The sequence below is a fragment of the Hymenobacter bucti genome (assembly GCF_042681145.1).
GTDB lineage: Bacteria > Bacteroidota > Bacteroidia > Cytophagales > Hymenobacteraceae > Hymenobacter > Hymenobacter bucti.
The window spans coordinates 203,812-229,527 of the sequence record NZ_JBHUFD010000001.1 but is presented as its reverse complement, the minus strand read 5'-3'; the positions used below and the strand labels follow the sequence as shown (position 1 = coordinate 229,527).

At 60.5% G+C, this 25,716-nt stretch carries 25 protein-coding genes; 14 read left to right on the top strand and 11 right to left on the bottom strand.

Features of this window, described 5'->3' with window-relative positions; all coding sequences use genetic code 11:
* Window positions 1-30: 30 nt before the first annotated feature.
* The 5 genes from ACFSDX_RS00900 (at window position 31) to ACFSDX_RS00880 (ending at window position 3,733) form a co-directional block, all read left to right on the top strand.
* Window positions 31-1,002: a cation diffusion facilitator family transporter gene (locus ACFSDX_RS00900; RefSeq protein ID WP_382311194.1), complete on the top strand. Its 972-nt coding sequence runs from the start codon at window positions 31-33 to the stop codon at window positions 1,000-1,002.
* Between the two features lie 174 nt (window positions 1,003-1,176).
* Window positions 1,177-1,575: a hypothetical protein gene (locus ACFSDX_RS00895; protein WP_382311192.1), complete on the top strand. Its 399-nt coding sequence runs from the start codon at window positions 1,177-1,179 to the stop codon at window positions 1,573-1,575.
* A 106-nt stretch (window positions 1,576-1,681) separates the two neighbouring features.
* Entirely contained in the window at window positions 1,682-2,122 is a 441-nt protein-coding gene (locus ACFSDX_RS00890) for a DUF6526 family protein (RefSeq protein WP_382311190.1), read from the top strand.
* An 87-nt stretch (window positions 2,123-2,209) separates the two neighbouring features.
* On the top strand, window positions 2,210-2,512 hold the full coding sequence (locus ACFSDX_RS00885; RefSeq protein ID WP_382311189.1) for a DUF4286 family protein: 303 nt from the start codon (window positions 2,210-2,212) through the stop codon (window positions 2,510-2,512).
* 225 nt (window positions 2,513-2,737) lie between these two features.
* Window positions 2,738-3,733 carry an SDR family oxidoreductase gene (locus tag ACFSDX_RS00880; RefSeq protein ID WP_382311187.1) on the top strand — a complete coding sequence of 332 codons (996 nt, stop codon included), beginning with the start codon at window positions 2,738-2,740 and terminating at the stop codon, window positions 3,731-3,733.
* Window positions 3,734-3,934: 201 nt separating this feature from the next.
* Here ACFSDX_RS00880 and ACFSDX_RS00875 read toward each other — a convergent pair whose 3' ends face one another.
* From ACFSDX_RS00875 to ACFSDX_RS00855, 5 genes are all read right to left on the bottom strand, one after another.
* A complete protein-coding gene (locus ACFSDX_RS00875) occupies window positions 3,935-6,166 on the bottom strand; it encodes a prolyl oligopeptidase family serine peptidase (RefSeq protein WP_382311185.1) in 2,232 nt (743 codons plus the stop codon).
* Window positions 6,167-6,267: 101 nt separating this feature from the next.
* Entirely contained in the window at window positions 6,268-7,089 is an 822-nt protein-coding gene (locus ACFSDX_RS00870; RefSeq protein WP_382311183.1) for a hypothetical protein, read from the bottom strand.
* A gap of 137 nt (window positions 7,090-7,226) precedes the next feature.
* Window positions 7,227-8,555, bottom strand: a complete 1,329-nt coding sequence (locus tag ACFSDX_RS00865; RefSeq protein ID WP_382311181.1) for a M20/M25/M40 family metallo-hydrolase — start codon at window positions 8,553-8,555, stop codon at window positions 7,227-7,229.
* 13 nt (window positions 8,556-8,568) lie between these two features.
* Window positions 8,569-9,297 (bottom strand): hypothetical protein, encoded by a 729-nt coding sequence (locus tag ACFSDX_RS00860; RefSeq protein ID WP_382311179.1) that lies wholly within the window; start codon window positions 9,295-9,297, stop codon window positions 8,569-8,571.
* Between the two features lie 34 nt (window positions 9,298-9,331).
* Window positions 9,332-12,775 carry a pyruvate carboxylase gene (locus ACFSDX_RS00855; protein ID WP_382311177.1) on the bottom strand — a complete coding sequence of 1,148 codons (3,444 nt, stop codon included), beginning with the start codon at window positions 12,773-12,775 and terminating at the stop codon, window positions 9,332-9,334.
* 151 nt (window positions 12,776-12,926) lie between these two features.
* On the opposite strand from ACFSDX_RS00855, the gene panD reads away from it, so the two are divergent.
* The 6 genes from panD to ACFSDX_RS00825 all read left to right on the top strand — a co-directional run bounded on the left by panD (window position 12,927) and on the right by ACFSDX_RS00825 (window position 18,133).
* Window positions 12,927-13,277: an aspartate 1-decarboxylase gene (panD, locus tag ACFSDX_RS00850; protein WP_382311175.1), complete on the top strand. Its 351-nt coding sequence runs from the start codon at window positions 12,927-12,929 to the stop codon at window positions 13,275-13,277.
* A gap of 90 nt (window positions 13,278-13,367) precedes the next feature.
* Window positions 13,368-14,414 (top strand): lysylphosphatidylglycerol synthase transmembrane domain-containing protein, encoded by a 1,047-nt coding sequence (locus ACFSDX_RS00845; protein ID WP_382311173.1) that lies wholly within the window; start codon window positions 13,368-13,370, stop codon window positions 14,412-14,414.
* 104 nt (window positions 14,415-14,518) lie between these two features.
* Window positions 14,519-14,989 (top strand): D-glycero-beta-D-manno-heptose 1-phosphate adenylyltransferase, encoded by a 471-nt coding sequence (rfaE2, locus tag ACFSDX_RS00840; protein WP_382311171.1) that lies wholly within the window; start codon window positions 14,519-14,521, stop codon window positions 14,987-14,989.
* A 72-nt stretch (window positions 14,990-15,061) separates the two neighbouring features.
* Entirely contained in the window at window positions 15,062-15,739 is a 678-nt protein-coding gene (locus ACFSDX_RS00835) for a zinc metallopeptidase (RefSeq protein WP_382311168.1), read from the top strand.
* Window positions 15,740-15,886: 147 nt separating this feature from the next.
* Window positions 15,887-17,047 carry an acyl-CoA dehydrogenase gene (locus ACFSDX_RS00830; protein ID WP_382311166.1) on the top strand — a complete coding sequence of 387 codons (1,161 nt, stop codon included), beginning with the start codon at window positions 15,887-15,889 and terminating at the stop codon, window positions 17,045-17,047.
* Window positions 17,048-17,206: 159 nt separating this feature from the next.
* Window positions 17,207-18,133, top strand: a complete 927-nt coding sequence (locus ACFSDX_RS00825) for a helix-turn-helix domain-containing protein (protein WP_382311164.1) — start codon at window positions 17,207-17,209, stop codon at window positions 18,131-18,133.
* 175 nt (window positions 18,134-18,308) lie between these two features.
* Here ACFSDX_RS00825 and ACFSDX_RS00820 read toward each other — a convergent pair whose 3' ends face one another.
* From ACFSDX_RS00820 to ACFSDX_RS00810, 3 genes are all read right to left on the bottom strand, one after another.
* Entirely contained in the window at window positions 18,309-19,076 is a 768-nt protein-coding gene (locus ACFSDX_RS00820) for a geranylgeranylglyceryl/heptaprenylglyceryl phosphate synthase (protein ID WP_382311161.1), read from the bottom strand.
* Entirely contained in the window at window positions 19,069-20,133 is a 1,065-nt protein-coding gene (locus tag ACFSDX_RS00815) for a hypothetical protein (protein WP_382311159.1), read from the bottom strand. The genes ACFSDX_RS00820 and ACFSDX_RS00815 overlap by 8 nt, the downstream gene beginning before the upstream one ends.
* 90 nt (window positions 20,134-20,223) lie before the next feature.
* The gene (locus ACFSDX_RS00810) at window positions 20,224-20,604 is read right to left on the bottom strand and encodes a phage holin family protein (protein ID WP_382311157.1); all 381 of its coding nucleotides are present in this window, start codon (window positions 20,602-20,604) and stop codon (window positions 20,224-20,226) included.
* A gap of 142 nt (window positions 20,605-20,746) precedes the next feature.
* On the opposite strand from ACFSDX_RS00810, the gene ACFSDX_RS00805 reads away from it, so the two are divergent.
* Together ACFSDX_RS00805 and ACFSDX_RS00800 are read left to right on the top strand one after the other, a co-directional pair.
* The gene (locus tag ACFSDX_RS00805; protein WP_382311155.1) at window positions 20,747-21,913 is read left to right on the top strand and encodes a J domain-containing protein; all 1,167 of its coding nucleotides are present in this window, start codon (window positions 20,747-20,749) and stop codon (window positions 21,911-21,913) included.
* 92 nt (window positions 21,914-22,005) lie between these two features.
* Entirely contained in the window at window positions 22,006-22,452 is a 447-nt protein-coding gene (locus tag ACFSDX_RS00800; RefSeq protein ID WP_382311153.1) for a lipocalin family protein, read from the top strand.
* A gap of 90 nt (window positions 22,453-22,542) precedes the next feature.
* Here the strand turns inward: ACFSDX_RS00800 and ACFSDX_RS00795 are convergent, their stop codons facing one another.
* The gene (locus ACFSDX_RS00795; RefSeq protein WP_382311151.1) at window positions 22,543-23,517 is read right to left on the bottom strand and encodes a YpdA family putative bacillithiol disulfide reductase; all 975 of its coding nucleotides are present in this window, start codon (window positions 23,515-23,517) and stop codon (window positions 22,543-22,545) included.
* A 163-nt stretch (window positions 23,518-23,680) separates the two neighbouring features.
* Here ACFSDX_RS00795 and ACFSDX_RS00790 point away from each other — a divergent pair, with 163 nt between their 5' ends.
* Window positions 23,681-24,598 (top strand): class I SAM-dependent methyltransferase, encoded by a 918-nt coding sequence (locus ACFSDX_RS00790; protein WP_382311149.1) that lies wholly within the window; start codon window positions 23,681-23,683, stop codon window positions 24,596-24,598.
* A gap of 95 nt (window positions 24,599-24,693) precedes the next feature.
* On the opposite strand, the gene ACFSDX_RS00785 is transcribed toward ACFSDX_RS00790, so the two are convergent.
* Window positions 24,694-25,140, bottom strand: a complete 447-nt coding sequence (locus ACFSDX_RS00785) for a DoxX family protein (protein ID WP_382311147.1) — start codon at window positions 25,138-25,140, stop codon at window positions 24,694-24,696.
* A 45-nt stretch (window positions 25,141-25,185) separates the two neighbouring features.
* Complete coding sequence (locus ACFSDX_RS00780; RefSeq protein ID WP_382311145.1) at window positions 25,186-25,641, bottom strand: 3-oxoacyl-ACP synthase; 456 nt, start codon at window positions 25,639-25,641, stop codon at window positions 25,186-25,188.
* Window positions 25,642-25,716: the final 75 nt, after the last annotated feature.

Sequence of the window (25,716 nt, the reverse complement as noted above, 5' to 3'; positions counted from 1 at the left end):
CCACTATTCGCTATTCTATTTTTTACCTTGATGGGCCATTCACACAATCACTCGCACGACCACGGCCACGCCGGCCACGTCCACGCCGCCCCGCCGGCCGGGGGCAAGTTCAGCGCCGCTTTTGCCTGGGGCATCGGCCTGAATCTCGCCTTCGTAGTGGCCGAAGTCATTGGCGGATTAGCCGCTAACTCGGCCGCCCTACTCTCCGATGCCGGCCACAACCTGAGCGACGTACTCAGCCTGGCCTTGGCCTGGGGCGCGGCCTGGCTGGCCGGGCGGCCCGCCACGGGGCGCTACACTTTTGGCTACCGCGGCGCCACCATTCAGGCGGCCTTGCTGAACGCGGCGCTGCTCTATGGCGCGCTCGGGTTTATTCTGTGGGAAACCATCGACCACCTGCGCCACCCCGAGCCCGTGAACGGTAAGTTCGTAATGCTGCTGGCTGGCGCCGGCATTCTCGTCAACGGCTTCACGGCCTGGCTGTTCCGGGCCGGGCAAAAAGGTGACGTGAACGTGCGGGGCGCCTACCTGCACATGCTCACCGATGCCCTGGTGAGCCTGGGCGTGGTGGTGGGCGGGGCCATTACCTACTTCACGCACTGGACCTGGCTCGACCCTATCATCAGCCTCGGGCTGCTGGCCGTAATTGCCGTGGGTTCGTGGGGCTTGCTGCGCGATACCATCCGCCTGGGCTTGCAGGCCGTGCCTGATGGCATTGATTTAGAGAAAGTTCAGCAGTTCATGCTAGCCCAGCCGGGCGTGCAGAGCCTGCACGACCTGCACATCTGGAGCATGAGCAGCGACGGCCACGACACCGCCCTTATGGCCCACCTCGTGCGCCCCGGCGGCGCCGATGCCGCCTGGCTCGCCAACCTGTCGGCGGGGCTGCTGCGCGAGTTTCACATTCACCACAGCACCGTGCAGGTTGAAGATGCCGAGCTGCCCGACGGCTGCCACAGCGGCTGCGCCGTGCCCGCGGCTGCCCTGCTGGCTCAGCATTAGCCCTAGGTGCGCGGAGTGAGCACGTTGCCGGCCGCCCCTTGGCCAACGCCTTTATCTACAGGACACTACTTGTGGATAAGGCGTAACCCGTTAAATTATTGATTTGCAAAACCCTCTGGCAAGGGTTTTGCGTTAAAGTAATTATCCAGCTAAACCGCTGTTTCTTCACATCCAATGAAAAAAGTATTCTTGCTGGCTGCCTTCGCCGTAGCTAGCCTGGCCGCTACTTCGGCCCACGCCCAAACGACCACCACGACCACAGCCGACCCGAATGCGGTAGCCGTGCCCACGCCGCAGACTGCGCAGGATGCGAAAGCCGCCTACGAGCAGCAGCGCGACCAGCGCAAACTTACCGAGCAGTCGGTGAAAGAAAGCAAGCGCGAGCTGAAGGCGCAGCAAAGCCAAGCCGACGACCTCAAGCACCAGATGAAAGCGCAGCGCGCCGTAGCCAGGCAGCAGAAAGAGCAACTCAAAATGCAGAAAAACGCTGACAAGGCGGCCCGCATGCAGGAAAAAGCTGCTAAGGAGCAAATGAAAGCCCAGAAGAAAGCCGAAAAAGCGGCCCGTGGCTAGCCGCTAGCGCCGCTTGCACGTTTTTAGTTGAAAACTCCGGCCCTGGCCGGAGTTTTTTCGTTTGCTCCTATTCCTACTCTTTTCTTTGCTTTCCTCGCCTCCCCGTATGGCCGCCAAAAACCCCGTTCGCCTCTACCCGCTGCACCATTTCATCCTGCTGCCGCTCACGCTGATAATGGTCATTTACACCATTCGGCGCTACATCGGCGTGGCCGGCGACGACTCCGAAATTTCGCGGCTCTGGTTTTCGCTCGCCGCCGTCACGCTGCTGTTTTTCGTCACGCTCGTCATGATGCGCCAGCACTATGCCCTCACTTTGCAAGACCGCATTGCGCGGCTCGAAGTGCGCCAGCGGTATTTTGAAGTGAGCGGCCAACGCTTTGCGACGCTCGAAAAAGACCTGACGCTAGCCCAGATTCTGGCCCTGCGCCTGGCCGGCGACCAAGAGCTGCCAGCCCTGGCCCAGGCCGCCGCGCGCGAAAAGCTTTCCGCCAAAGACATCCAGACGCGTATCAACGACTTTCAATTTGACCCGATGCGGGTGTGAGGCAGTGAGTTAGTAGAATGGGGAATCAGTGATTTGTTTCTCCGTTTCACCAACTCTCCAGTTCACCACATCACTATTTCACCACTTATGATTCTGTACAACGTCACCACCAGCGTAGAGCCCCGCATTGCCGACGAATGGGTGGCCTACATGCGCGAGCACCACATGGCCGAGGTCGTCGGCACGGGCTGCTTTATCAAGAGCAGCCTGCTGCGCCTACTTAACGAAGAAGACAACGGCATCACCTACGCCGCCCAATATTTTGCCGTGAGCCTCGAGCAGCTTGAAGCGTATCAGGAGCACTTTGCGCCCGCCCTGATTGCGGAAATGGACAAGAAATTTAAGGGCAACTACATTTCTTTTCGCACCGTGCTGGAAGTAGTAGAATAGCCAGACGCTTAGCGACTGGTAATGTCCGGCTGGGGTAACCCGGCCGGACATTTTTTTGGGGGTTGCTGGCCGGTTTCTCGGCGTTGACCAGGCAGCTGGCCCAGCCACTAAACTACTTGCATAGCGCTATTCTTAACTATCTTAGTAAGCTTAACCATAGCAACTTCCTAGTAGCTGTTTCGTTTAGATAGCCATCACTCAGTTAGCTAATAGGAGTGCTTTATCATGGAAGAAAATAATATCAGCCGGCGCAAGCTGCTGGGCGGCCTAGGAGCCGGCCTGGCCGCCGCGGCCGTAGCGCCCATCTTATCGGCCGAAGCAGCCCCTAGCCCCCCGGCCGACAAGCTGCAAGACCCCCTTACCAAGTACCCTAGGCCGCCTTTCAAAGGGCAGTCGCAGCCCTGGCCCGGCCTGGCCAGCCAAATGGACCCCAAGCCCGACCACGGCGAAACCAGCTACAAAGGCTCGGGCCGCTTGCAAGGCCGTAAGGCCCTGATTACGGGTGGCGACTCGGGCATGGGCCGCGCCGCCGCCATCGCCTACGCTCGCGAAGGCGCCGACGTAGCCATCAACTACCTGCCCGCCGAAGAAGCTGACGCCAAAGAAGTTATCGCGCTCATCAAGAAGGAAGGCCGCAAGGGCATCGCCATTCCGGGCGATTTGCGCGACGAGGCTTTCTGTAAGCGCCTGGTCGATGAAGCCGTGCGCCAGCTCGGCGGGCTCGATATTTTGGTCAGCAACGCGGGCCGCCAGCAGGCGCACGCTTCGATTCTGGACATCTCGACCGAGCAGTTCGACTGGACGATGAAGACCAACATTTACGCACCATTCTGGATTATCAAGGCCGCGCTGCCGCACATGCCGCCCGGCTCGGCCATCATCGGCACAACCTCGGAGCAGGCCACCGACCCTTCGGAAGACCTTTACGACTACGCCCAGACCAAGGCAGCTACCACCAACTACGTGCGCTCGCTGGCCAAGCAGCTGGCGCCTAAGGGAATCCGCGTTAACGGCGTGGCCCCCGGCCCCATCTGGACGCCCCTGCAAGTGAGCGGCGGCGCCACCCAGGAAAAGCTTAAGCAATTCGGTGGTGACACCCCCCTGAAGCGCCCCGGCCAGCCCGTGGAGCTAGCCAGCATCTATGTGCAGCTGGTTGCCAGCGACGCTAGCTACACCACCGGCCACATCTACGGCGCGGCGGGCGGCAAGGGCATGCCCTAGGGGATTATTCTGGTCGCCTAGGTCTCTTCCGAACACAGTCGTCATGCTGAGTTTGTCGAAGCATCTCTACCGCTTCATCCAAACCGTTCAACGAAGCGGCCAAGATGCTTCGGCTGCGCTCAGCATGACGACTGTACTTATAATGAAAAAAGCCCCGCCTTCTTCAACAGAAAGCGGGGCTTTTTCTTTACAATCAATAGCTTACTTCAAATTCACGCCCATATTATAAAAGGCGAAGCTCCAGATATCGGCCCACTCGTCGATTTGCAGCTTGGTGCTTTTGCCGGCGCCGTGGCCGGCGTTCACGTCGATGCGGATGAGGGTGGGATTGTCGCCGGCCTGGTCGGCTTGGAGCTGGGCGGCAAATTTGAAGGAGTGCGCCGGCACCACGCGGTCGTCGTGGTCAGCGGTGGTGATGAGCGTGGCGGGGTAGTTGGTGCCGGGCTTGAGGGTGTGCAGCGGCGAGAACTTATAGAGGTTCGCAAACTGCGCCTTGTCGTCGGAGGTGCCGTACTCGGGCGCCCAGTTCCAACCGATAGTAAACTTCTGGTAACGAAGCATATCCATTACACCCACGGCCGGAAAAGCCACTTTGCAGAGGTCGGGGCGCTGCGTCATGGTGGCGCCCACCAGCAGGCCGCCGTTCGAGCCGCCCGCGATGGCGAGGTGGTCGGCATCGGCGTAGTTGAGCACCTTGAGGTATTCGGCCGCCGCAATGAAGTCGTCGAATACGTTCTGCTTGTTGGGCGTCATGCCGGCTTTGTGCCAGGCTTCGCCGTACTCGCCGCCGCCGCGCAGGTTGGGAATGGCCAGCACGCCGCCATTCTCGAGCCACAGCATACGCGCCGCCGAAAAGCCCGGCGTAAGCGACACGTTGAAGCCGCCGTAGGCGTAGAGGTAAGTCGGGTTTTTGCCGTTGAGCTTCACGCCTTTCTTGTGGGTGATGAACATCGGAATCTTGGTGCCGTCCTTGCTGGCGTAGAACACCTGCGTGGTGAGGTAATCCTCGGGCTTTACGTCCACCTTAGGCGCCTTGAAAACGATGCTCTGGTTAGTGGCCGGGTCGTACTTGTAGATAGTGGTGGGGTACGTGAACGACGTGAAGGCGTAGTATAGGTCCTTGTCGGTGCGCCGCCCGCCAAAGCCGGCCGCCGTGCCGATAGCCGGCAGCTCCACATCGTACTTATACTTACCGTCTTCGCCGTACACTTTCACCTGCGAGCTGGCGTCGTGCAAGTAGGTGGCCAGCAGAAAGCCTGCTGCCTGGCTGATGCCTTCGAGCTTCTCCTTGGCCTCCGGAATCACCGTTTTCCAGCTGGCGGGCTGCGGGTACTTGGGGTCGATGCGCACCACTTTGTAGTTGGGCGCGTGGTCGTTGGTGTACACCAGCAGCTCGCCGCCCACGTTGCCGATGACGCTGGTATCGAACTCGTAGCTCGCCTGCACAGTCGTCCAGGCGCTAGCCTGCTTAGCGTCGGTGAGGTCACGCACCAGCAGCTGGTTGCCATCGGCCTTGCTATCGGTGAGGCTCAGGAAGAGGAAGCGCTCATCCTCCGTCACGCCCGCAATGCGGAAGCCTAGGGCCTTGGTTTTGTCTTCGTACACCAGCTTGTCGGCGGCTTGGAGAGTGCCGAGCTTGTGGTAGTACACCTTGTGGTACTCGTTTTTGCCGGCCAGGCTGTTTTCGCCCGCTCTGGGCGCGTCGTAGCCGCTGTAGTAGAAGCCCTTGCCGGCCCACGAAATATCCGACACCTTCACCCAATCGAGCTTGTCGGGTAGAGGCTGGCGGGTTTGCATGTCGAGCAGCAGCACCTGCTGCCAGTCTGAGCCGCCGCCGCTGGTGGCGTAGGCCAGGTAGCGGTGGTCGTTGCTAAAGTGCAGGCCGGCCAAGGCCGTGGTGCCATCGGCCGAGAATTTGTTGGGGTCGAGCAGCACCACGGCGCTTTCCAGGGGCTGGCCCTTGGGCACGGCGTACACCACGGCCTGGTTTTGCAGGCCATCGTTCTTACTGAAAATCAACAGGTCGCCCTCCACGCTGGGCACGCCGTAGCGCTCATAGTTCCAGAGCGTGGTGAGGCGGTCGCGCACTTTGTCGCGGAACGGGATGCGGCTGAGATAGTCAAACGTGACCTGGTTTTCGGCCGTCACCCACGCCTTGGTTTCGGGCGAGTCGAGGGCTTCGAGCCAGCGGTAGGGGTCGGCCACGGTGGTGCCGAAGTAGTCGTCGGTGTGCGCGTCGCGGCGCGTTTGGGGGTAGGTCAAAGCAGTAGAGGTAGCCGAAGGATGCAGGCGCTCGGCGGTGGCCGATTCGGTCATGCGGTCGCGGCCGGTGTTGGTTTTGGAAGGAGAAATACCCGTTTGGGGCGGCGGCGCGGTGCGGCAAGCCGCTAGCAGCAGCAGGCCCGCCGCCGGTAACACACAAGTTGCTTTCATTAAGGTAAGGAGTGGGTGTTCAATACGTGCCGACAACTCGGCGGGCGGCCGCGGCCCTTGGCACAACTGGGCTAGCGTGGGCAGCAACTAGGCGGCCTACGCTAGCCCGGCTGCTCGCTTTCGCGCTCGCGCAGGGCCTCGGCCACCCGGCGGGCTATCAGCTCTTCTACCTGCCGCTGCTGAGCGGGGCTCAGCTCGGAAGCCAAGCTGGTCATGCGCTGCATCTGGCGAATCTCGCGGCTCATGCTCATGCGTAGCAATGCAAACAGCACCAAGCTCACAATGCTCAAAATCAGGGCCAACGGCGCAAAAAAGCGGTTGAGTACGGGCTCGGCGGCGGGGGCGTCCGCGCGGGTAGCCAGCGTGCCGGGGGCGCTGGCTTCGGCGGCTTCGGCCAGGCCGGTGGCCGCGCGGGCGGTGGTGTCGGCAGTAGGGGCATCTTCTTCGCGGCCGGGGGGCAAGCCGGTTTGCACGTAGTCGTTCAGCTTTTTCTCCAGGCCTTGCAGGCGGGCCAGGCGGGCCGGGTCACGCTGCCGCGAGGGCGACGACTTTAGGCGGGTAATGATGGCCTTGGTGAGCGCCGCTAGGCGTGCGGGGTTGTCCTTTAAGCCTTTATAAATCCGGCCTCTTTCCTCAATGGGGGCGTAGAGCAGCGAGTACACCCGCAGGCTATCGGGGCGCAGGCTCGCGGCCAGGGTGCCTAGGTTACCTTCGCAGCGCAGGGTGCGCTTGAGGTTGGGGCGGCCGGCGTCTTCGTACACGTAGCGCACGGTGGCGCACCACACCTGCACCTTAGACTCATCGAGCGAGGGCTGGCCCAGGGGCGTTTGGGCGCGGGCGGGCAGCCCGATTAGCAGCAGCAGGTAGCACAACAATCCGACCCCTAGGGCCGGGCGAGTCATCTGAAAAACGGGGTGCGGCATACCTGGGGCCTATAAATGAAATTGAGGCCGGAAGGTACAACTCCTTCCGGCCCCAAGTTATACGCTGCCTGCTGCCCGGTGCGGCCCAGGGGGCGGCAGTGGCCCGGGCGCCCCCGCCCGCTCAAATGCAGAGGGCGCTACTTGCGCGCTGGCTCGGGGGCCACGCGCGTGGGGGTTTGCTGCCCGCTCACAATGCCAGTGGCGCTGCGCGCAATGGCTGAGATAACGTTGGTCATGTTCTTCACATCAAGGCTACTAACCTCATCATCGACGCTGTGGTAGAGCTTGTCGGTCGGAATCTGGTCGGTGCTGATGGTGTGGGCCGGCACGCCCAGCTGGGCCAGCGTGGCGTTGTCGGAACGGTAAAACAGGTTTTGCTCGGGATACGGGTCGGGCTCAAACTTAAACTTCGTACCCTTCAGGTTGGCTTGCAGCAGCGGGCCAAAGTCCGACTTGTCGTAGCCCGTGATGAAGGCCGTTTTGGGTCCGAACTTAGCTTCTTTGCCAATCATTTCGATGTTGAACATGGCTACTATTTCCTTCGGGTCGAGCTGCTTGGAAAAATAGCGCGCCCCAAAGCCCCCGATTTCCTCGGCCGTGAAGGCCACGAAAATCAACGGCCGGGCGTTGTTTTTGCGCTTCTTGAAGTACTCGGCCAGCGCCACTACCGCCGTGGTGCCGCTGGCGTCATCGTCGGCGCCGTTGGCGATGGAATCGCCCGCCACGGCTTTGATAATCCCTAGGTGGTCGTAGTGGCCCGAGAAGATGACTTTTTCGGCAGCGCGCTGCGGGTCGCGCCCGGGCAGGTAGCCCACCACGTTGCGCAGCGTCACGGTTTTGGTGGCCGCACTGGCTGCCACGCGAAAGGTATTGACTTTCGGCATGGGCGCTTCGGCCAGCACCACCACGCTGGCGTAGGGGCTGCCGGCGGCCTCGCCGCGCAGCCTAGGCTGGCCAAACTGGCTGACCAGCGCCTGAAAAGCCGCCGCCTGCGCGGGGTCCAGCACCACCAGCGTATGCTGGCTGGGGCGCAGAATCTCGCGGTAGTGCGCCTGCATTTTCTCGGCCGGCCCCAGCAGCACCTTCACGCTGTCGCGCTCGGTCCAGCTCAATTGGGGCTGGGTGGTGAAGGCGAAGGCCCGCCCGGCCGGTACCGGCGCGCCGTTAAGCGTCACGGCCAGGCTCGTCACAGCTGACTGGTATGCCGGAAATTCCTGCAGGAAGCCCGTGGCCCCCGGCAGCGGCTGCAAGCCAATGCGCTGAAACTCGGTGGCCAGAAACTCGGCGGCTTTCAACTGGCCGGGCTGGCCGGTGGCGCGGCCCTGCATGTCGTCGGCGGCCAGCGTCGTGAGCACGCGCCGCACGGTGGCGCCCGACACGGCTTTCTTGGTTTGGGCGGCGGCCGGCAGGCTGATAAGCGCCCCGAAACAGGCCGCCAGCAATGAAATGCGCATAGTATTACTCATTCTCATCAACAGATTATTTCGCTGGCGCCGTCAGCAGCGGGTCGAGGGCCAGCAGTGCAGCGGCCATATCGGCTTCGCTGCCTAGGTTGCCTTTGCGAGCCTTGAGGGCGGCCAGCGCGGCGGGCTGCCCAGCGAGGGCCTGCTCCAGGCTGGCGCGCTTGAGGCGCACGGGCACGAAGCGGCCATCGGCCCAGCGCAAGTAGTAGGCGGTTTGGTCTTCGAGGTGGCTGACGCTCGTGTTTGAGGCGTACGAGTTGCTCTCGCCGGGGCGCTTCACCACCGTTTTTTTCCAAAATTTCAGCAGTTGCAGCTGGGTACCGCTGGTCAGTGCCTCGCCGCAGCCGCCACCCGCCTCGGGTGGCAGGCTAGCAGCCGGGTAGCAGACAAAACGCCGGGCATTTGTCGCCGCGGGCTGCAGCGTAAACTCCTGCACCCGGCTCAGGGGCACTACTACCGAGTCGCCCTTGGCGCGGCGCACCCGCAGCTCCTGGCGGTACAGGTCGTACTTGAGCGGCACTACTGTGGGGGTTTTATTGCCGGCCAGCAGCACCGAGGCGGGCACCCAGCCCGCCAGCAGACCAGTACTCTCCCTCAGCAGGTTATCATCGGGCGGAATGAGCGAGTAGCCGTTATTGAAGTTCCCGTTCAAATCACGGCCTAGGTCGGTGCTGGTGGCCTGGGCTTGCCCCACCAGCGGCAGGGCAAGCAGGGCAAACAGCGGAAATTTAGAAAATAAAGACATGCTTACAAACAGTAAGTACTAGCTAACTAGTTCGTTACGCTACCGTCAGCACCAGGTCGTCGGCCAACACGCGGGTGCCTTCACCCAGAGTAATAGCACCCACCGTGAGGTCTTCGGGCGCGGTGATGGTGGTTTCCATCTTCATGGCTTCAATCACGAAGAGCGGCGCGTTTTTGGCGACCTGCTGGCCGGCCTCGACCAGCATTTTGCTGAGCAGGCCTTGCAGCGGGGCCGCTATTTGCTTGGCGTTGGCGCGGTCGGCTTTGGCGTTGTGCACGGTTTTCACCTCCACGCTTTGGTCGCGCACCTCTAGGTTGCGGGTTTGGCCGTTGAGGGTGAAGAACATGGTGCGCATGCCCTCGGCATTGACCGGGCCGATGGACTGGAGCCGGATAATAATCGACTTGCCGCGCGCGATTTCGATGATAGTTTCCTCGCCTTCCTTGAGGCCGAAGAAGAACACCGGCGTGGGCACGCGGCTCACGTCGCCGTAGCTCTTGCGGAACTCCCAATAATCAGCAAATACCTTGGGGTAGAGCAAGCTAGATAGCAAGTCAGTGAACTGCGCGTAGGGGTGCGTTTTCTCAAACTCGGCCCACTCTTTATCAAAATCAATAGGCGCCAAATGCTCGCCGGGCCGCTCGGTAAACGGCTTCTCGTCGCGCAGCACGGCATGCTGAATGTCGGCGGGCCAGCCGCCTTCGGGCTGGCCGATATCACCGCGCAGCAGCTCGCGCACCGACTCGGGGAAGTTCAGCGTCGGGCCTTTTTCGAGCACGTCCTGCGGCGTGAGGTTATTGGAAACCATGAACAGCGACAGGTCGCCCACGACCTTTGAGGAGGGCGTCACCTTTGGAATGTCGCCCAGCAACTCATTAGCGTCGTGGAAGCGCTGCTTCACCTCCTCAAACTTATCGAGCAGCCCGAGGGCCGCCGCCTGGGGCCGCAGATTAGAGTACTGGCCGCCGGGGATTTCGTGCTCATAGACCTCGGCCGTGCCAGCCAGCAGGCCGCTTTCGAAGGGATAGTACTGCTCGCGCAGGGCCTCGAAGTAGTCGCTGAACTCGTTGAGGCTGTGCTGGTCGAACTCGCGGTGGCGGGGCGAGTGGCGCAGCATTTCCACCACCGAGTTGAAGTTGGGCTGCGAGGTGAGGCCCGAGAGGCCCCCTAGGGCCACGTCGATGACATTTACGCCCGCTTCCACGGCCTTGAGGTAGGTGGCGCTTTGCAGGCTGCTGGTGTCGTGGGTGTGCAGGTGAATCGGGATTTTCACCGTTTCGCGCAGGGCGGGTATCAGCTCGGCGGCGGCGTAGGGCTTGAGCAGGCCGGCCATGTCCTTGATGCAGAGGATGTGGGCGCCGGCTTCTTCGAGCTGGCGGGCCAGCGTGAGGTAGTAATTGAGGTTGTACTTGGGGCGGCTGGGGTCCAGGATGTCGCCGGTGTAGCAGATGCTGCCTTCGGCCAGGCCGGGCGTTTGCTTGCGCACGGAGTTGATGCAGCCTTCCATGCCCTTCATCCAGTTCAGGGAGTCGAAGATGCGGAAGACATCAATTCCTTTTTCGCTGGCCGTGGCCACGAATTTCTCGGTCAGGTTATCCGGATACGCCTTGTAGCCCACGCCGTTGGCGCCCCGAATCAGCATTTGCAGCATGATGTTGGGCACCGCCGTGCGCAGCCGGGTGAGGCGGGCCCAGGGGTCTTCGTGCAAGAAGCGCAGGGCCACGTCGAAGGTGGCGCCGCCCCACACTTCCATCGAGAAGGTTTGGGGGTGCTGGCGGGCGTAGCGTTCGGCCACCTTCAGCATGTCGACGGTACGCATGCGGGTGGCCAGCAGGCTCTGGTGGGCGTCGCGCAGCGTGGTATCGGTGTAGTGGATGACGGGCTCGGCGCGCAGCCACTTGGCAAACTCATCGGGGCCCAGGGCCAGTAGTTTCTGGCGGGTGCCGTCGGCGGGTGGAAGGCTGAGGTCGGCGGCGGGCAGTGTCGGCTTGCGAATCTGGCGGCGCTCGTCCACGCGGCCGGCCACGTCGGGGTTACCGTTCACCACTATCTCGCCCAGGAAGTTGAGAATGCGGGTGGCGCGGTCGAGGCGCGTCTTAAACTGGAGTAGGTCGGGGTTGTCCTTGATGAAATCGACGGTGGCGTGGCCCGCCTGAAACTCGGGGTGACGCACTATATTTTGCAGGAACTGCATGTTGGTCTTCACCCCGCGCACCCGAAACTCGTCCAGCGTGCGCAGCATTTTTTGGGCCGCGCTGGCCAGCGTGGGCGCCTGGGTCGACACTTTCACCAGCAGCGAATCGAAAAACGGCGAAATCACCGCGCCCTGGTACACCGAGCCTTGGTCGAGCCGGATGCCGAAGCCGCCCGCCGAGCGGTAAGCCACGATGGTACCGTAGTCGGGCTTAAAATCGTTGGTAGCGTCTTCGGTCGTGATGCGGCACTGCACGGCCACGCCCATGCGCGGCACCACCACGTCGGGACCTAGGCCGATTTCGGGCGACTCGAGCGGGAAGCCCGACGCAATAAATAGCTGCGTTTTAACAATATCTACGCCCGTTATCATCTCGGTCACCGTGTGCTCGACCTGGATGCGGGGGTTGACCTCGATGAAGTAAATGCGGTCCAGCTCGGGATTCACCAAAAACTCGACCGTACCCACGTTGTCGTAACCCACGGCCCGCCCGATTTGCAAGGCGTACTCGTAGAGCTTGCTGCGGGTGACGTCGGTGAGGTCTACGGCGGGCGCTACTTCCACCACCTTCTGGAAGCGCCGCTGCACCGAGCAGTCGCGCTCGTAGAGGTGGGTGAGGTGGCCGTGCTGGTCGCCCACCAGTTGCACCTCGATGTGCTTGGGGCGCTCCACAAATTTCTCCAGGAACACCGTGTCGTCGCCGAAGGCGTTCAGCGCCTCGTTGCGGGCTTCAAAGAAGCCTTTGGCCAGTTGCTCGTCGTCGCGGATGACGCGCATGCCGCGGCCGCCGCCGCCGCTGGCGGCTTTCAGCATCACGGGGTAGCCGATGCGGTGGGCCTCGGCCAAGGCTATGTCGGCGTCGGTCAGGTCTTTTTCACTGCTTTCAATAAGCGGCACGCCGCACTGCATCGCCACCGCTTTGGCGGCTACTTTGTCACCTAGGGCCTCCATGACCTCGGGGCGCGGGCCCACGAAAATGATACCTTCCTCGCGGCAGCGGCGGGCCAGGGTGGCGTTTTCGCTGAGAAAGCCGTAGCCGGGGTGGATGGCGTTGGCGCCGTTTTCCAGCGCCAGCTTAATAACGCCTTCAATATCAAGGTAGGGCCGCAGCGGCTCGTCGTCGCGCCCAATTTGGTAGGCCTCGTCGGCCTTGTAGCGGTGCAGCGAGTACCGGTCCTCATAGGTGTAGAGGGCTACCGTGGGAATACCGAGCTCGGAGGCGGCGCGGAAGACGCGAATGGCAATTTCGCCCCGGTTGGCGACGAGCAGCTTAGTGATTTTCATGCGACTGAAGGAGAGCTAGGGCAGCAGTGAGGCGGCTAAGCTACGCAGCCCCTCCCGTCCGTCCTACACGCGCTGCGCTTAGTCCAAAAACTTGGCACCGGGCGCCGCCGCGGCTAGCTGGTATCTTTGAGCGCTATTTTATCCCGATTTTATGCACATCGAAGTTCTCAAGTCCAAGATTCACCGCGTTAAGGTCACCCAGGCCGAGCTGCACTACGTGGGCAGCATCACCATCGACGAAGACCTGCTCGACGCCGCCAATATGGTTGAAAATGAAAAGGTAACGGTCGTGAACGTCAACAACGGCGAGCGCCTCGAAACCTACACCATCCGCGGCGAGCGCGGCACGGGCACCATCTGCCTCAACGGCCCCGCCGCCCGCCGCGTGGCCGTGGGCGACGTGATTATCGTGTTTTCTTACGCCCTGGTCGACTTCGCCGAGGCCCGGGCGCACAAGCCCACCGTCATCTTCCCCGACCAGCACAACCGGATAAGTGAGTAGATAAGAGGGTAAGAAAGTGAGGAAGTAGGACAGCCTGTTTTACCTCTTCACCCCTTCACCTCGTCACTTTCTCACCTCTTCACCCATCATATGAAGCACCTGCTTACCGTTCTTAAATACGCACTGCTGCTCAGCATTTCAGGGGCGCTGATGTGGTACGCGGTGCGCGGCCAGGATTTGTCGCGCATCGGGCACTACATCCGCACAGCCAACTACTTCTGGCTCAGTCTTTCGCTTGTGCTATCGGCTATGGGATACTTCAGCCGCGCCTACCGCTGGCAGATGCAGCTCGACGCCTCCCAAAACCCCGCGCCCTACTGGAAGGTGTACCACGCCATGATGGTGGGCTACCTCGCCAACCTAGTGCTGCCGCGGGCAGGCGAGGTTATCCGGTGCTCGGTGCTGCGGCGCACCGCCGGCGTGCCGGTGCAGGTGGCCCTAGGTACCGTGGTGACCGAGCGCGTAATTGACGTGCTGATGCTGCTTACTCTGCTGGGGTGCACGCTGCTGCTCGATTTTAAGACCTTCTGGGCCTTCATCAATGACAAGCTGCTGGGGGGCCAGGCCGACACCATTGCCCGCAACCCCACGCCGCTGGTTGTGGCGGCCATTATTGCCCTGGTGCTACTCGCCGTGGGCGGCTACGCCCTGTTTCGCAACCTGGAGAAGCTGCGCCAAATCGCGCTATTCAACAAAGCGGCGGTGTTCGTGAAGGGCCTGCTGGCGGGCGTGTTCAGCGTGCTCAAGCTCAAAAACAAGGGGCTCTTTTTGCTGCACACGCTCTTTACTTGGCTCGTGTACTACCTGCTCGACTACCTGGCGTTTTTCTGCTTTCCCGAAACCTACGGCCTCGATATGCGCGCCGGCCTAGCGGTGCTCACCTTCGGCGCCTTCGGCATGGCCGCGCCGGTGGCGGGTGGCATCGGGCCGTTTCACGTGCTGGTGCAGGGCATTTTGCTGGTCTATGGCATTAGCAAGGAGGCCGGTATTGCTTACGCGCTGGTGGTGCACGGCGCCCAAACGCTGCTGGTGGTGCTGATGGGCGGCATCAGCTTCGTGGCTGTGGCGGCCTCCGACAAAGGCAACATTGCCGACGAGGCCGAGGCTCTGGCCCACGAGCCGCTTACTACAGAATAGGCAATGGGGGTAATGGGTAATTTGAGTAATCCAAACAGCGTTGCACTGCGGGTTGGTCATGCAGATTACGCCAATTACCCATTACTCAAATTACCCCTATCAAGATGACTGCTGATAAAATCCTCACCTCCGAGCAACTGCCCGCTGCCCTCGCCGCCTGGCGGGCCGCCGGCGAGCGCGTCGTGTTCACCAACGGCTGCTTCGATTTGTTACACCTAGGGCACGTGGACTACCTCGAAAAGGCCCGCGCCCTCGGCGACCGCCTGGTGGTGGGCCTCAATACCGATGCCTCGGTGAGCGCCCTCAAGCCCGGCCGGCCGCTACAAGACCAAACCTCACGCGCCCGCATCATGGCCGCGCTGGCCTTTGTCGATGCCGTAGTGCTGTTTGGCGAAGACACGCCGTTGCAGCTCATCGAGCTGGTGCAGCCCGACATTCTGGTGAAGGGCGACGACTATAGCATAGCCGGAATTGTGGGGCACGAATTGGTGTTAGAAAGAGGCGGCCAGGTTCTGACCGTGCCGCTGGTAGCGGGCTACAGCACGTCGCGCATTGTGGCGAAAGCACGCGGCTAAGCAGCGCGTCTACCTAGGGCAACCGCCACCGGAAACTAGCCGTTTAACTAGTGTCTTCATCTTTTCTTCATCATGTACCTGCTTCTGATTTTAATAATGGTTGCCAGCGCCGCGGTGCAGTGGCGCCTGCGCAGCAAGTTTAAAGAGTACGGCCAAGTGGGCCTGCGCGCCAACCTGAGCGGCCGCGAGGTGGCAGCCAAAATGCTGGCTGACCACGGCATCCGCGATGTGCAGATTACCAGCACCGAGGGCAGCCTGAGCGACCATTACAACCCGACCGATAAGACCGTGAACCTCAGCGCCGACGTGTACAACGAGCGCACGGTGGCCGCCGCGGCCGTAGCCGCCCACGAATGCGGCCACGCCGTGCAACACGCCCAGGCATACGGCTTCCTGAAGTTTCGCTCGGCCATGGTACCCACGCTGTCGGCCGTGTCTAAGTTCATGCCGTTCATTTTGCTGGCTGGCATCTTTATGATACGCACCAGCATCATCCCCCTAGGTATCGGCATTGGGCTGTTTGCCCTTACCACGCTGTTCTCGTTCATTACGCTGCCCGTCGAGTTCGACGCCTCGCGCCGCGCCCTGGCCTGGATGGACCGCAGTGGCGTTGTGACTACCCAGGAGCACGCGGGCGCCAAAGACGCCCTTTGGTGGGCGGCCATGACTTACGTGGTGGCCGCGCTCAGCTCGCTGGCTACGCTGCTCTACTACGCCAGTATTTTCCTGAGCGGTAGCCGCCGTAACTAAAACACTGCGCGCTCAGTAGTGAACTAAAAAGTCGTCAGGCCGGTACTCGGCATGACGACTTTTTTTTCGGCCCACATGCACCCTAGGCCGTATTTTTGTGTCTGTATTCTCACCCTACCCCACCCCTGGCTTCGGCCCCCACCCCGTATGACGACTACCACTGCCCCCACCTCACCGTTTCAGCTCACCGAAGAGCACCTGGCGGTGCGCGACGCGGCCCGCGACTTTGCCCAAGAACTATGGGCGGGCGTAATTGAGCGCGACGAGCACCAGAAATTTCCGACCGAGCAAATCAAGAAAATGGGCGAGCTCGGCTTCATGGGCATGATGGTGAGCCCCGAATACGGCGGCTCGGGCCTCGACACCATGAGCTATGTGCTGGCGATGGAGGAAATCTCCAAGGTCGACGCTTCGTGCTCGGTTATCATGTCAGTGAATAACTCGCTGGTGTGTTGGGGCCTCGAAAAGTACGGCACCGAAGAACAGAAGCAGAAGTATCTGCCGCGCCTGTGCTCGGGCGAAATCGTCGGTGCCTTTGCCCTCTCCGAGCCCGAAGCTGGCTCCGACGCCACCAGCCAGCAAACCACCGCCGAAGACAAAGGCGATTACTACTTGCTGAACGGCACTAAGAACTGGATTACCAACGGCACCACCGCCTCGGTGTACCTCGTCATTGCCCAAACGCATCCCGAGCTGAAGTCGCGCGGCATCAACGTGCTGATTGTGGACAAGGACATGCCCGGCTTTCAGCAAGGACCTAAGGAGAACAAGCTCGGCATCCGGGGCTCCGACACGTGCTCGCTGCTCTTCAACGACGTGCAGGTGCCCAAGGAAAACCGCATCGGCGCCGATGGCTTCGGCTTTAAGTTCGCCATGCAGGTGCTGGCGGGTGGGCGCATTGGCATTGCGGCGCAGGCCCTAGGTATCGCGTCGGGCTCGCTCGAGCTCAGCATCAAATACGCCAAGGAGCGCAAGGCTTTTGGAGTGCCCATCGCCCAGCACCAGGCCATTCAGTTTAAGCTGGCCGACATGGCGACCAACGTGGAGGCTGCCCGCCTGTTGTGCCTGAAAGCCGCCGCTGACAAAGACAACAACGCTGACTACGCCAAAAGCGGCGCTATGGCTAAATTATTCGCCTCCAAGACGGCCATGGACGCTGCCGTTGAGGCTGTGCAAATCCACGGCGGCTATGGCTTTGTGAAGGAATATCACGTGGAACGCTTCATGCGCGACGCCAAAATCACGCAGATTTACGAAGGCACTTCTGAGATTCAGAAAATTGTGATATCACGGGAAATCCTCAAATAGGCCATTTGGTGGCCCTGTTTACGGGCATTTTGCACAAAACCCAGGCCTTTTGGCCTGGGTTTTTATTTTTACTGAATTTTACCGTGCTTTATTGGATTATTTAATCGTAACTTTCGGCACCTTTAACACTCATTATACCCGAGAGCTACTCATTAACTTATGGAGGATTACAATAAAGTCATCGAATCACTAGGGGTCCGCTACATCAAAGCCAAAAATTTGGTACTACGGCAAGGCTTTACCGCCCGCAACGTATATGACGTGGGTAATAATATTATTTTATTGCACCGGGGCCAGGTTCGCTTCGGGGAAGATGAGCAAGTTGTAGAGGAAGGTGAACTGCTATTTGTGCCGGGTGGCCGGGCCACGCGCATTGGCTACGGTGCCGGCGCTGGCAACCGCGTTATTTCCAACGATGACCTGATTACTAATAAGGACCGTTTCTTCTCGTCGAACGACAATCTTGACCTGATTGGCGACGCAGAAGAGAGCCACAGCTTCGTGGCTTTTGAGGCCAAAGTATTTGACTCGGTTAACTTTTTCTCTTCGCTTGATGTGCCGGCCTTTGTTATCAAAGGCAATACTAAACTGGCCAACTTAATTATTAAAGTTGTTGAAGAAACGCTACAAGATTTGCCGGGCCGCGAACGGCTAGTGAGCATCTACACCGAAAATATCGTGGTAGAGGTGGTGCGCTACATCTTGCGCAACAACCTGTTTGTGGAGCAGCTCGCCACCAACAGCACCTACTTCAAGGACCCGCGCCTCATCGACCTGTTCAACTTCATTAAGGAGAACCTCAGCGGCGACCTTTCGAACAAGGTGCTGGCGGGCGTAGCGGGCGTGAGCGAGGACTACGTGGGCCAGTACTTCAAGATGCTGACCAATATCAACCCGCAGGACTACATTGAGTACCAGCGCATGGAGCGCGCGGTATCGCTGCTGCGCACCACCAAAAAGAGCATCCGCGACATCGGCCGCGAGGTGGGCTACAAAGACACTGCCTACTTCTGCCGCCGCTTCAAGATGATGTTCGGCATCCCGGCCGGCAAAATGCGCCGCCGCGAGTCCGCCATGAACATATAATCGCAGATTTAACGGATTTAACGGATTTCACAGATACGCCCGCTAAAGCGGGCTGACTACTCACTCGGAAATTAGCGATAAACCAAAAAGGCTGCCTTGAGGCAGCCTTTTTGGTTTATCGCCTCTGCTGGTGCTTACCAGACAGACATACCAGACAACACACCTAGACAAGTAGTCAGCCCGCTTTAGCGGGCGTATCTGTGAAATCCGTTAAATCTGCGATTTGTGTGGCGGCTTCTGCTAGGAAGTGGGGGTTGCGTTCGAGGTGGTTGCCTATTACTACCAGGTCGGCGCCGGCGGTTAGGGCGGCGCGGATTTTCTCGCCCGTGTTGAGGCCGCCGCCTACGATGAGGGGCACATCTACGGCTTCGCGCACAGCGCGTATCATGGCGGCCGAAACGGGGTGCTGGGCCCCGCTGCCACCGTCGAGGTAGATGAGGCGCAGGCCAAGCTGCTCGCCAGCCATAGCCGTGGCCGCCGCGATGCTGGGCTTGTCGTGGGGCAACGGCGTAGTGCCGCTGATGTAAGAAGCAGTGGTGGGCCGGCCACTATCGACCAGCATGTAGCCAGTGGGCAGCAGCTGCAAGCCGCTTTGGCGCAGGCGCGGGGCGGCCACCACGTGCTGGCCAATCAGGAAATCCGGGTTGCGCCCCGAAATGAGTGACAGCAGCAGAATACCGTCGGCGGCGGGGTCCACGTGCAGCGCGTGGCTCGGAAACAGGATAACGGGCACCTGCGGCGCCTCCGCCTTGAGCAACGCAATGAGGGCAGCCTGGTGCTCAGTAAGCACTAGGCTGCCCCCCACGAGGAAAAAATCTACGGGATGCTGCTGGGTCAGGCGCAACAAATGGCGCAGGTGGTCAGCGGCAAAATCATCGGGGTCGAGCAGAACGGCGAGTGCTTTACGCCCGCGCCGCCGCAACTCAGCCAGCGTGTCAAGCAAGCGGCTCGCGGTAGGTAGTGGTGTCGTTGTGGTGGGCGGCAGCAGAGACATCCTGAGCGGCAGTAGTAGCAGGCCACGCAGCGGGCAAATCGCCTGACAGGGCCGGTGAGGGCGCAAGGTCGGCATTTTTGCCGGTTTTGGCCTCATTGCCCGGCAGAATATCCTTTACCTTGCTGGTTATAAATGCCATAGCTATGGCAGCTGCCTGGGCCACGATTACCTTACCCGTTTCAGTCTTGGCAAAAGCCATCACTGTCGGAATCAGCCACGGCTTCTTAGGTTCGGGGGCTTCGGCTGCCGCAACCGGCGTGGGTGCTGGCTTATCTTCTTCGGGAGCAGCAAAACTATTTGACTCGGGCAAGCGGCGGCTGTCGTCGTAAGGACGCGCCTGATACGAACTGGCTGATGCGAAAGAGTGCGCCTGCGTTGGCTCTTCATCGTCTACGCTTTCTGCAGCTTCATCGTAGCCGTGGTCCTCATCGGTGTGGTACACATCGGCATGGCTGCCATACGTTGTGTCGACGTCGGCCTCCATTTCGGCATCGGCGCCGTGCTGCGGGCTAGAGTGAGCCGGAAAGTCTGGGTAGTCGCTCAGGCCGTTGTCGTCAGCCTCGGTGTCGACGTCAACAACACCATCCTCGTCCTGAAAATAGTCCGCACTGCTGCCGGCTTGGTAAAAGCCGTCGCCCGCAGCATAGCGGTCGGCGTGGTCATACGCATACTCAGGCGAGTTGTAGGCCGTGGCCAACGAATCTAGCTCCTGGTCGTGGTCATCATCGTCGTAGCCCTCGTAGCTATCAAAGCCTGCGTAATCTTCGAAAGCCGCGTGGTGCTTGTGTTTCTTACGCTTCTTCTTGGACTTACTGCCGCTGAAAGCCTTCACTAGCAGCCACACCCCGCTCGCAATGCCAGCGCCCACAAGCGCTATTTTGCCAACGTGAATAGTCTGCTCTTTTATTTCTTCGACATCACCGCGTAAAGCCCGTTCGTACTCGAGCTTTTTGCGCTCCAGAAATTCCTTTTCATCTTCAAAAAGCGGGTTGTTCGGCTCAGTCATGGTAGGTGGTGGTTGCTGGTTGGGGGAGGGTAGCGTAGCCGCACTGGCCGCTGGCACAGCTCGGCTGCGCCAGTGGCCGATAGCGCTCGGCTACTTGGCGCCTTCGCGCTTATCCGATTTATAGATGGTATTGTTGAGCAGCTTATCGGCTACGCCCTGGAACACTTTTTTATCAATGCCCACAAAGAAAAGTACCGCTAGCACCAAGTACAATGCGGCCACTAGCCCAAAGCCCGCCGAGGGGCTATCGAGTACCTGATTCAGCGCTAAACCCAGGTACACGGAGCCAAACACGATAAACAGGACACCTAGGAACGCCAGGGCCACGCCGTGCACGGTGCTTACAAACGCACCCTTCACTTTTTCCTGGGTTTCGAGCTTTATGATGTCGATGCGCGTATCGAGGTAGCCGGTTAGGTTGCTGATGAGGCTATCGTTGCGCGGCGTTTTGTCGTCGGTCAGGGTCGCCATAGAAGAGGAATTGTTTAGCTGGAGATTGCGGTTAAGAAGCAGGCGCCGTGGGCAACAGCCCACCCGTCTGGGGCGTTCTTTACGCAAAACTTGCGGCCGGGGCTGACTTTTATCCCTGGCTTTTCTTTAATTTTTTCGGGACGTGAGTCAGAATCATTACCAGGTGCTAGGGGTGCCCGCGTCGGCGTCGGCCGAGGTTATCAAGCAGGCCTACCGGCGCTTAGCCAACCAGCTGCACCCCGACAAGCACGGGGGCGACCCGCGCTACGAGGAACAGTTCAAGGCCGTGGCTGCTGCCTACCGGGTACTCTCCGACGCTGGCCGCCGCGCCCAGTACGACTCGCAACAGCAGTACGCTGCCCAGTATGCCGAAACCCAGCGCCGCGCTGCCGCCGAAGCGGCGGCCGGCGGCCCCTCGGTGTACCACATGCCGCCGCCCATGGCCGCGCCCCCAATGCGCACCCGCCCCCCGGCCGGCAGCCGCGAGCGCCACTACCAGCAGCGGGTGCCGCGCCAGCAGGTGCGCTTTAATCGCCAGGATTTCTGGTTGGTAGCGGCCATCACGGGCTTGATTTTCTTGTTTGGCATCTCGGCCAAAGTGGTGATGGACCGCGTGGCGGCGGGCGTTAATTATGACGATGCCCGCACGGCCTTTGCCCAGGGCCAGTGGAGCACCGCCTACAGCTACCTTGACCAAGCCATCGGCTTTCGGGAAGACTATACTTCGGCCCTACGCCTGCGGGGCCAGCTGGCCGAAGACATCAACCACGATTACCCCGCCGCCCGCGCCGACTATCAGGCCGCCCTGCTGGCCAGCGCCGCCGGCACCGACCCGCTGCCGCCCCCCGAAGCCGCCCGCGTTTTCTACCGCCTAGGGCGCTGCCAGGCGGTGTTGCACCAGCCCACCGAAGCCGAACGCAGCTACTCGCAGGCCCTGCGCCTCGACACTACGCTAGCCGAAGCCTACCTAGCCCGCGGCGAAAACCGCTTGCTCGACCTGCGTCGCCCCCGCCCCGCCCTGGCCGACCTGCACCAGGGCCGCCGCCAGTACCAGCGCCTGGGCCGCGCCGTGCCCCTAGCCTACCTGCAAGCCGAAGGCGCCGCCCTGGCCCACCTAGGCCGCTACGCCGACGCCCGCACCGCCTACTTCCAGGCCCTGGAAAGCCAGCCCGCAGATGGGCGCACGCTGTTTTTGCTGGGTCGGCTGGCGCAGCAGATGGGCGACTCGGCCAGCGGCTGCTCATTTTTTCAGCGCGGAGCGGTGGCAGGGTATGCGTATGCGGTGAAGGCTGCGCAGCAATGCAATTAGTTTCCTTTATATTCAGGTGTTTGCCTAGTCATAGCTGCAATAAGAGGCTGGTATCTTTGTGGCTCACTATCTCGATTTAGTTACCGTATTCTATGAAAAAACTTATTCTCCTTTGCTTCGGTATTGCCACGCTAAGTGCCTGCAAAAAAGACAGCGAGCCTACCCCTACCTCGCCCGCCGACCTACTCACGGCTAAGAACTGGCGTATCACTACCTACACAGTATTCCTTTCTGGAGTACCGTTGCCAGGAGCAGTACCGGCTTGCAATCTAGATGACTACCTAAAATTTAACTCGGATAAAACACTGGTTCACAATGCAGGGGCAATTAAATGTAATCCCACGGACCCGCAAACGGACACTGGTACTTGGAGTATGCCAAGCACCGACAAGCTGATTCTTATGGAACCAAACAACCTAAGCTTAGGAAGTCCCAGCGTCCCATACGATATCAAAGAACTATCAGCTACCACCCTGCACATTAGCAGTGTTCCAGGCAATGGGTCGATAACTGCTGATGTTATACTTACTGCCTTTTAAATATTAGTAGTCAAGCGTTTGTGCTAAAGATAAGGCCTCTCTTTCCATGGAAAGAGAGGCCTTTTTCATTACTCTATAAGCAACTACTCCCTAAGCGGTAACGGGTGCTCCAACCATTGCCGCCGCAATAAGCTGCGCGTGGTGGCGCCCATTCTCAATAAACCAGCGGCTGGTGGCCAGGCCGCCGCATACCGTGCCGGCCGCGTACACGCCGGGGCGCGCCGTTTCGTGGGTAGCGGGGTCGAAGATGATGGGCCGGGCGTCGTCGTTTTCGTCCAGCGGCAGGGCCAGCATATCCACCAGCAGCGTGTAATCGGGGCGGTAGCCGGTGAGGGCGTACACATAGTCGGCCGGAATGCTGCGCGGCCCTTCGGGCGTGACGACCTCCACCGTGTGCGGCGTGATAGCCGTGATGGTAGTATTGAAATACGCTGCGATGCGCCCCTCCTTGATGCGGTTGAGCAGGTCGGGCCGAATCCAGTACTTCACGCTTTCCGACACTTCGGCGCCGCGCACAACCAGCGTGGCGCGGGCGCCCGAGCGGGCCAGCGAGAGCGCAGCTTTGGCCGATGAGTTCTTGGCGCCAATCACCACCACGTTTTGGCCGGCGTGGGCGTAAGGCTCCTTAAAATAATGGTTTACGTGTGGCAAATCCTCGCCCGGGATACCTAGGGTATTGGGCACGTCGAAGAAGCCGGTGGCCACCACCACGGCCCGCGTAGCGATGTCGCCCTTGGTGGTTTCGACCACAAAATCGCCGGCCTGGCCGCGCAGGCCCGTCACGCGCTCGTAGAGGCGCAGGCTAAGTTTTTCGGAGGCCGCTACACGCTGGTAGTAGTCGAGGGCATCTTCGCGGTGGGGCTTGTAAGAAGCCATCGGGAAGGGGTAGCCGCCGATTTCGAGCAATTCGGGCGTCGAGAAAAACTCCATGTTGGTGGGGTAGCCCACGATGGAGTTGACGAGCGCGCCCTTGTCCACCACCGTCACGGTGAGGCCCTGGCGCTGAATTTCGAGGGCGCAGGCCAAGCCCACGGGGCCGGCCCCGATTACGACGGCGTCTAGCATTTCAATTATCAGTTAACAATTATCAGTTATCAAATCACCTAGTTAACCAACGGCCCGCCGCGTGGTTGGGTTCTGCTGCTGAACTTTACGGGTAGAATTAGCTGCCTTTATCGCCCAGCCGCCTTGCTGATAACTGATGATTGCTAACTGATAACTGAAAAAGATGCGTCACTGCGATTTGTGCGGAGCTACGAGCTTCGAGCCCCTACCTTTCTACTATCTCTTTGACGGCCAGCGCCTACAAGGCACCCGCTGCACCAGCTGCGACCTCGCTTTTCTGGACCCGCAGCCCACGCCCGCGCAGCTCGAAAAGCTCTACGGTAAGGAGTACTTCACGGACCGGCCCAACTACGACCGCACGGAGAAGGACAAGACTTTTATCGAAGAAGGCAAAAACCTGGACCTGAGCAAAGTCAAGGAAGACAAGTTCACAACCTACATGCAGCGGCACTACGCCGGCCGCCGGTTTCGGTACCTAGAGGTGGGCTGTGGCCCCGGCTACACCCTCAAAAGCCTGCAAAGCCTGGGCTGGGAAACGGCGGGCCTCGAAATATCGGCGCACGCCGCCGACTACGCCCGCCGCGAACTGGGCCTGCCCGTGGTGACGGGCAACATCGAAACCACCGAGGACTTTCACGAAAACCAGTTCGACCTAGCCTACCTAGGCGACGTGCTCGAGCACCTGCTGTCGCCGGCCGCCGCCATTCGCAAGTTTGGCCGCATCCTGAGCCCCGGCGGACTACTGGTGCTGGCCCTACCCAGCGTGACCAACCTACCGAGTATGCGCCTAGGTTTTGCGGCTTACAAGGCCCTAGGGCGCCAGCGCCGCATGGATATTCCGCCCTATCACCTCTACGAGTTTACGCCGACTACTATTCGCAAGATGCTGGCTAAGAATGGTTTCTCAGTAGTCGATTTACTGAATCCGGTGAAGGCGCCCGCCAACATTCGCCTAGGGGGCAACCTGGTGGAGCAGGCTACGAAACTCGGCACGCAGTACCCCACGTATTGGCTCAACAAGCTGACGGGCCAGTTTGGCGACCGCATGTTTGTAGTGGCGAAGAACGAAAAGGCGCAATAGCGCGAGGCAAAGCTTCGCACTACTGAGCCTTCGGCGTCAGATTTCGTCTGCTTGCGTGGGCGCGCGCCATGCGCGCCCGAAACGAAGTTATTACGCTACTTCTTGCGCAATGCTTGTAGCGCGCCGGTGCTCCAAAGCGCCACGCCCATGAGCACGGGTTGGCCGAATAGGCGGGCCAGCCGCTTGCCATCGGTGTCGAGGTTGAAGGCCGAAATGTGGTGCGTGTGCTGATGGATATTGCCCGGAAAAATAGCTGCGTAAAACGCCGCCAGCCCTAGGCCCATACGCACTCGGTTTTTGCCTTTCAACAGCAGCAGGACCAGCCCCAGGCCGATTTCGACCACGCCCGAAATCAGCACCACGTTGTCTTTGTCCATTGGCACGAAGTCGGGTACTTGGGCCTGAAAATCGCGGCGCACGAAGGTGAGGTGGCCGGTGCCGGCCGCCACCATAAAGCTGCCTAGTAGGCAGCGGGCTACGTTTTGCAGCGGCGTAGTTTTGGGGGCGGGCAGCTGGGCCAGCCAACGAAGAGTAGGTTCCATAGCTCGTCCATACGGCTAACCCGCGCCTAGGGTGCGGTGGCGCGCTTAACTCACGGCCAGCACCCGCACCGGCTTGCCGTTGAAAACAATTTCTTCGCCCGCCCGCCGCCCGTGCAACGCTACGGCCAGTGGCGCTGCCGGCGACACCGCCATAAATTCCTGCCCCTCGGCCGTAGCCAAGCGCCCCGCGCTGACACTCACGTAGAACAGCCCCAGGCTGGTGCTGGCCAGCGCGCCCAGCCGCACGGTATCGCTGGCCAGCTCGGGGTTGATTTTATGCAGGGCCCCGAGCAACTGCTGGGCCTCGTGGAGCTGGGCGGCGTGGCGGTCACGCTCCTGCTGGGCCATGGCGCGGCCGGTTTCGTATTTGTCGCCGGCGCTGCTCTTGGTTTCGGAGTTGCTCGACTCCTGGGCGGCGGCCATGCCAGCGCGGGCCGCATCGAGGCGCGTTTGCACATAGGCGAGGCAGGCGGCGTGGAGGGCGGGTTTACTAGGTAGCATAGTGTTAAGTAATCAAAAGGCCGCTTCTTGCTGAGTAAGAAGCGGCCAAATGGTCAATCGAACTTATTGATTTCG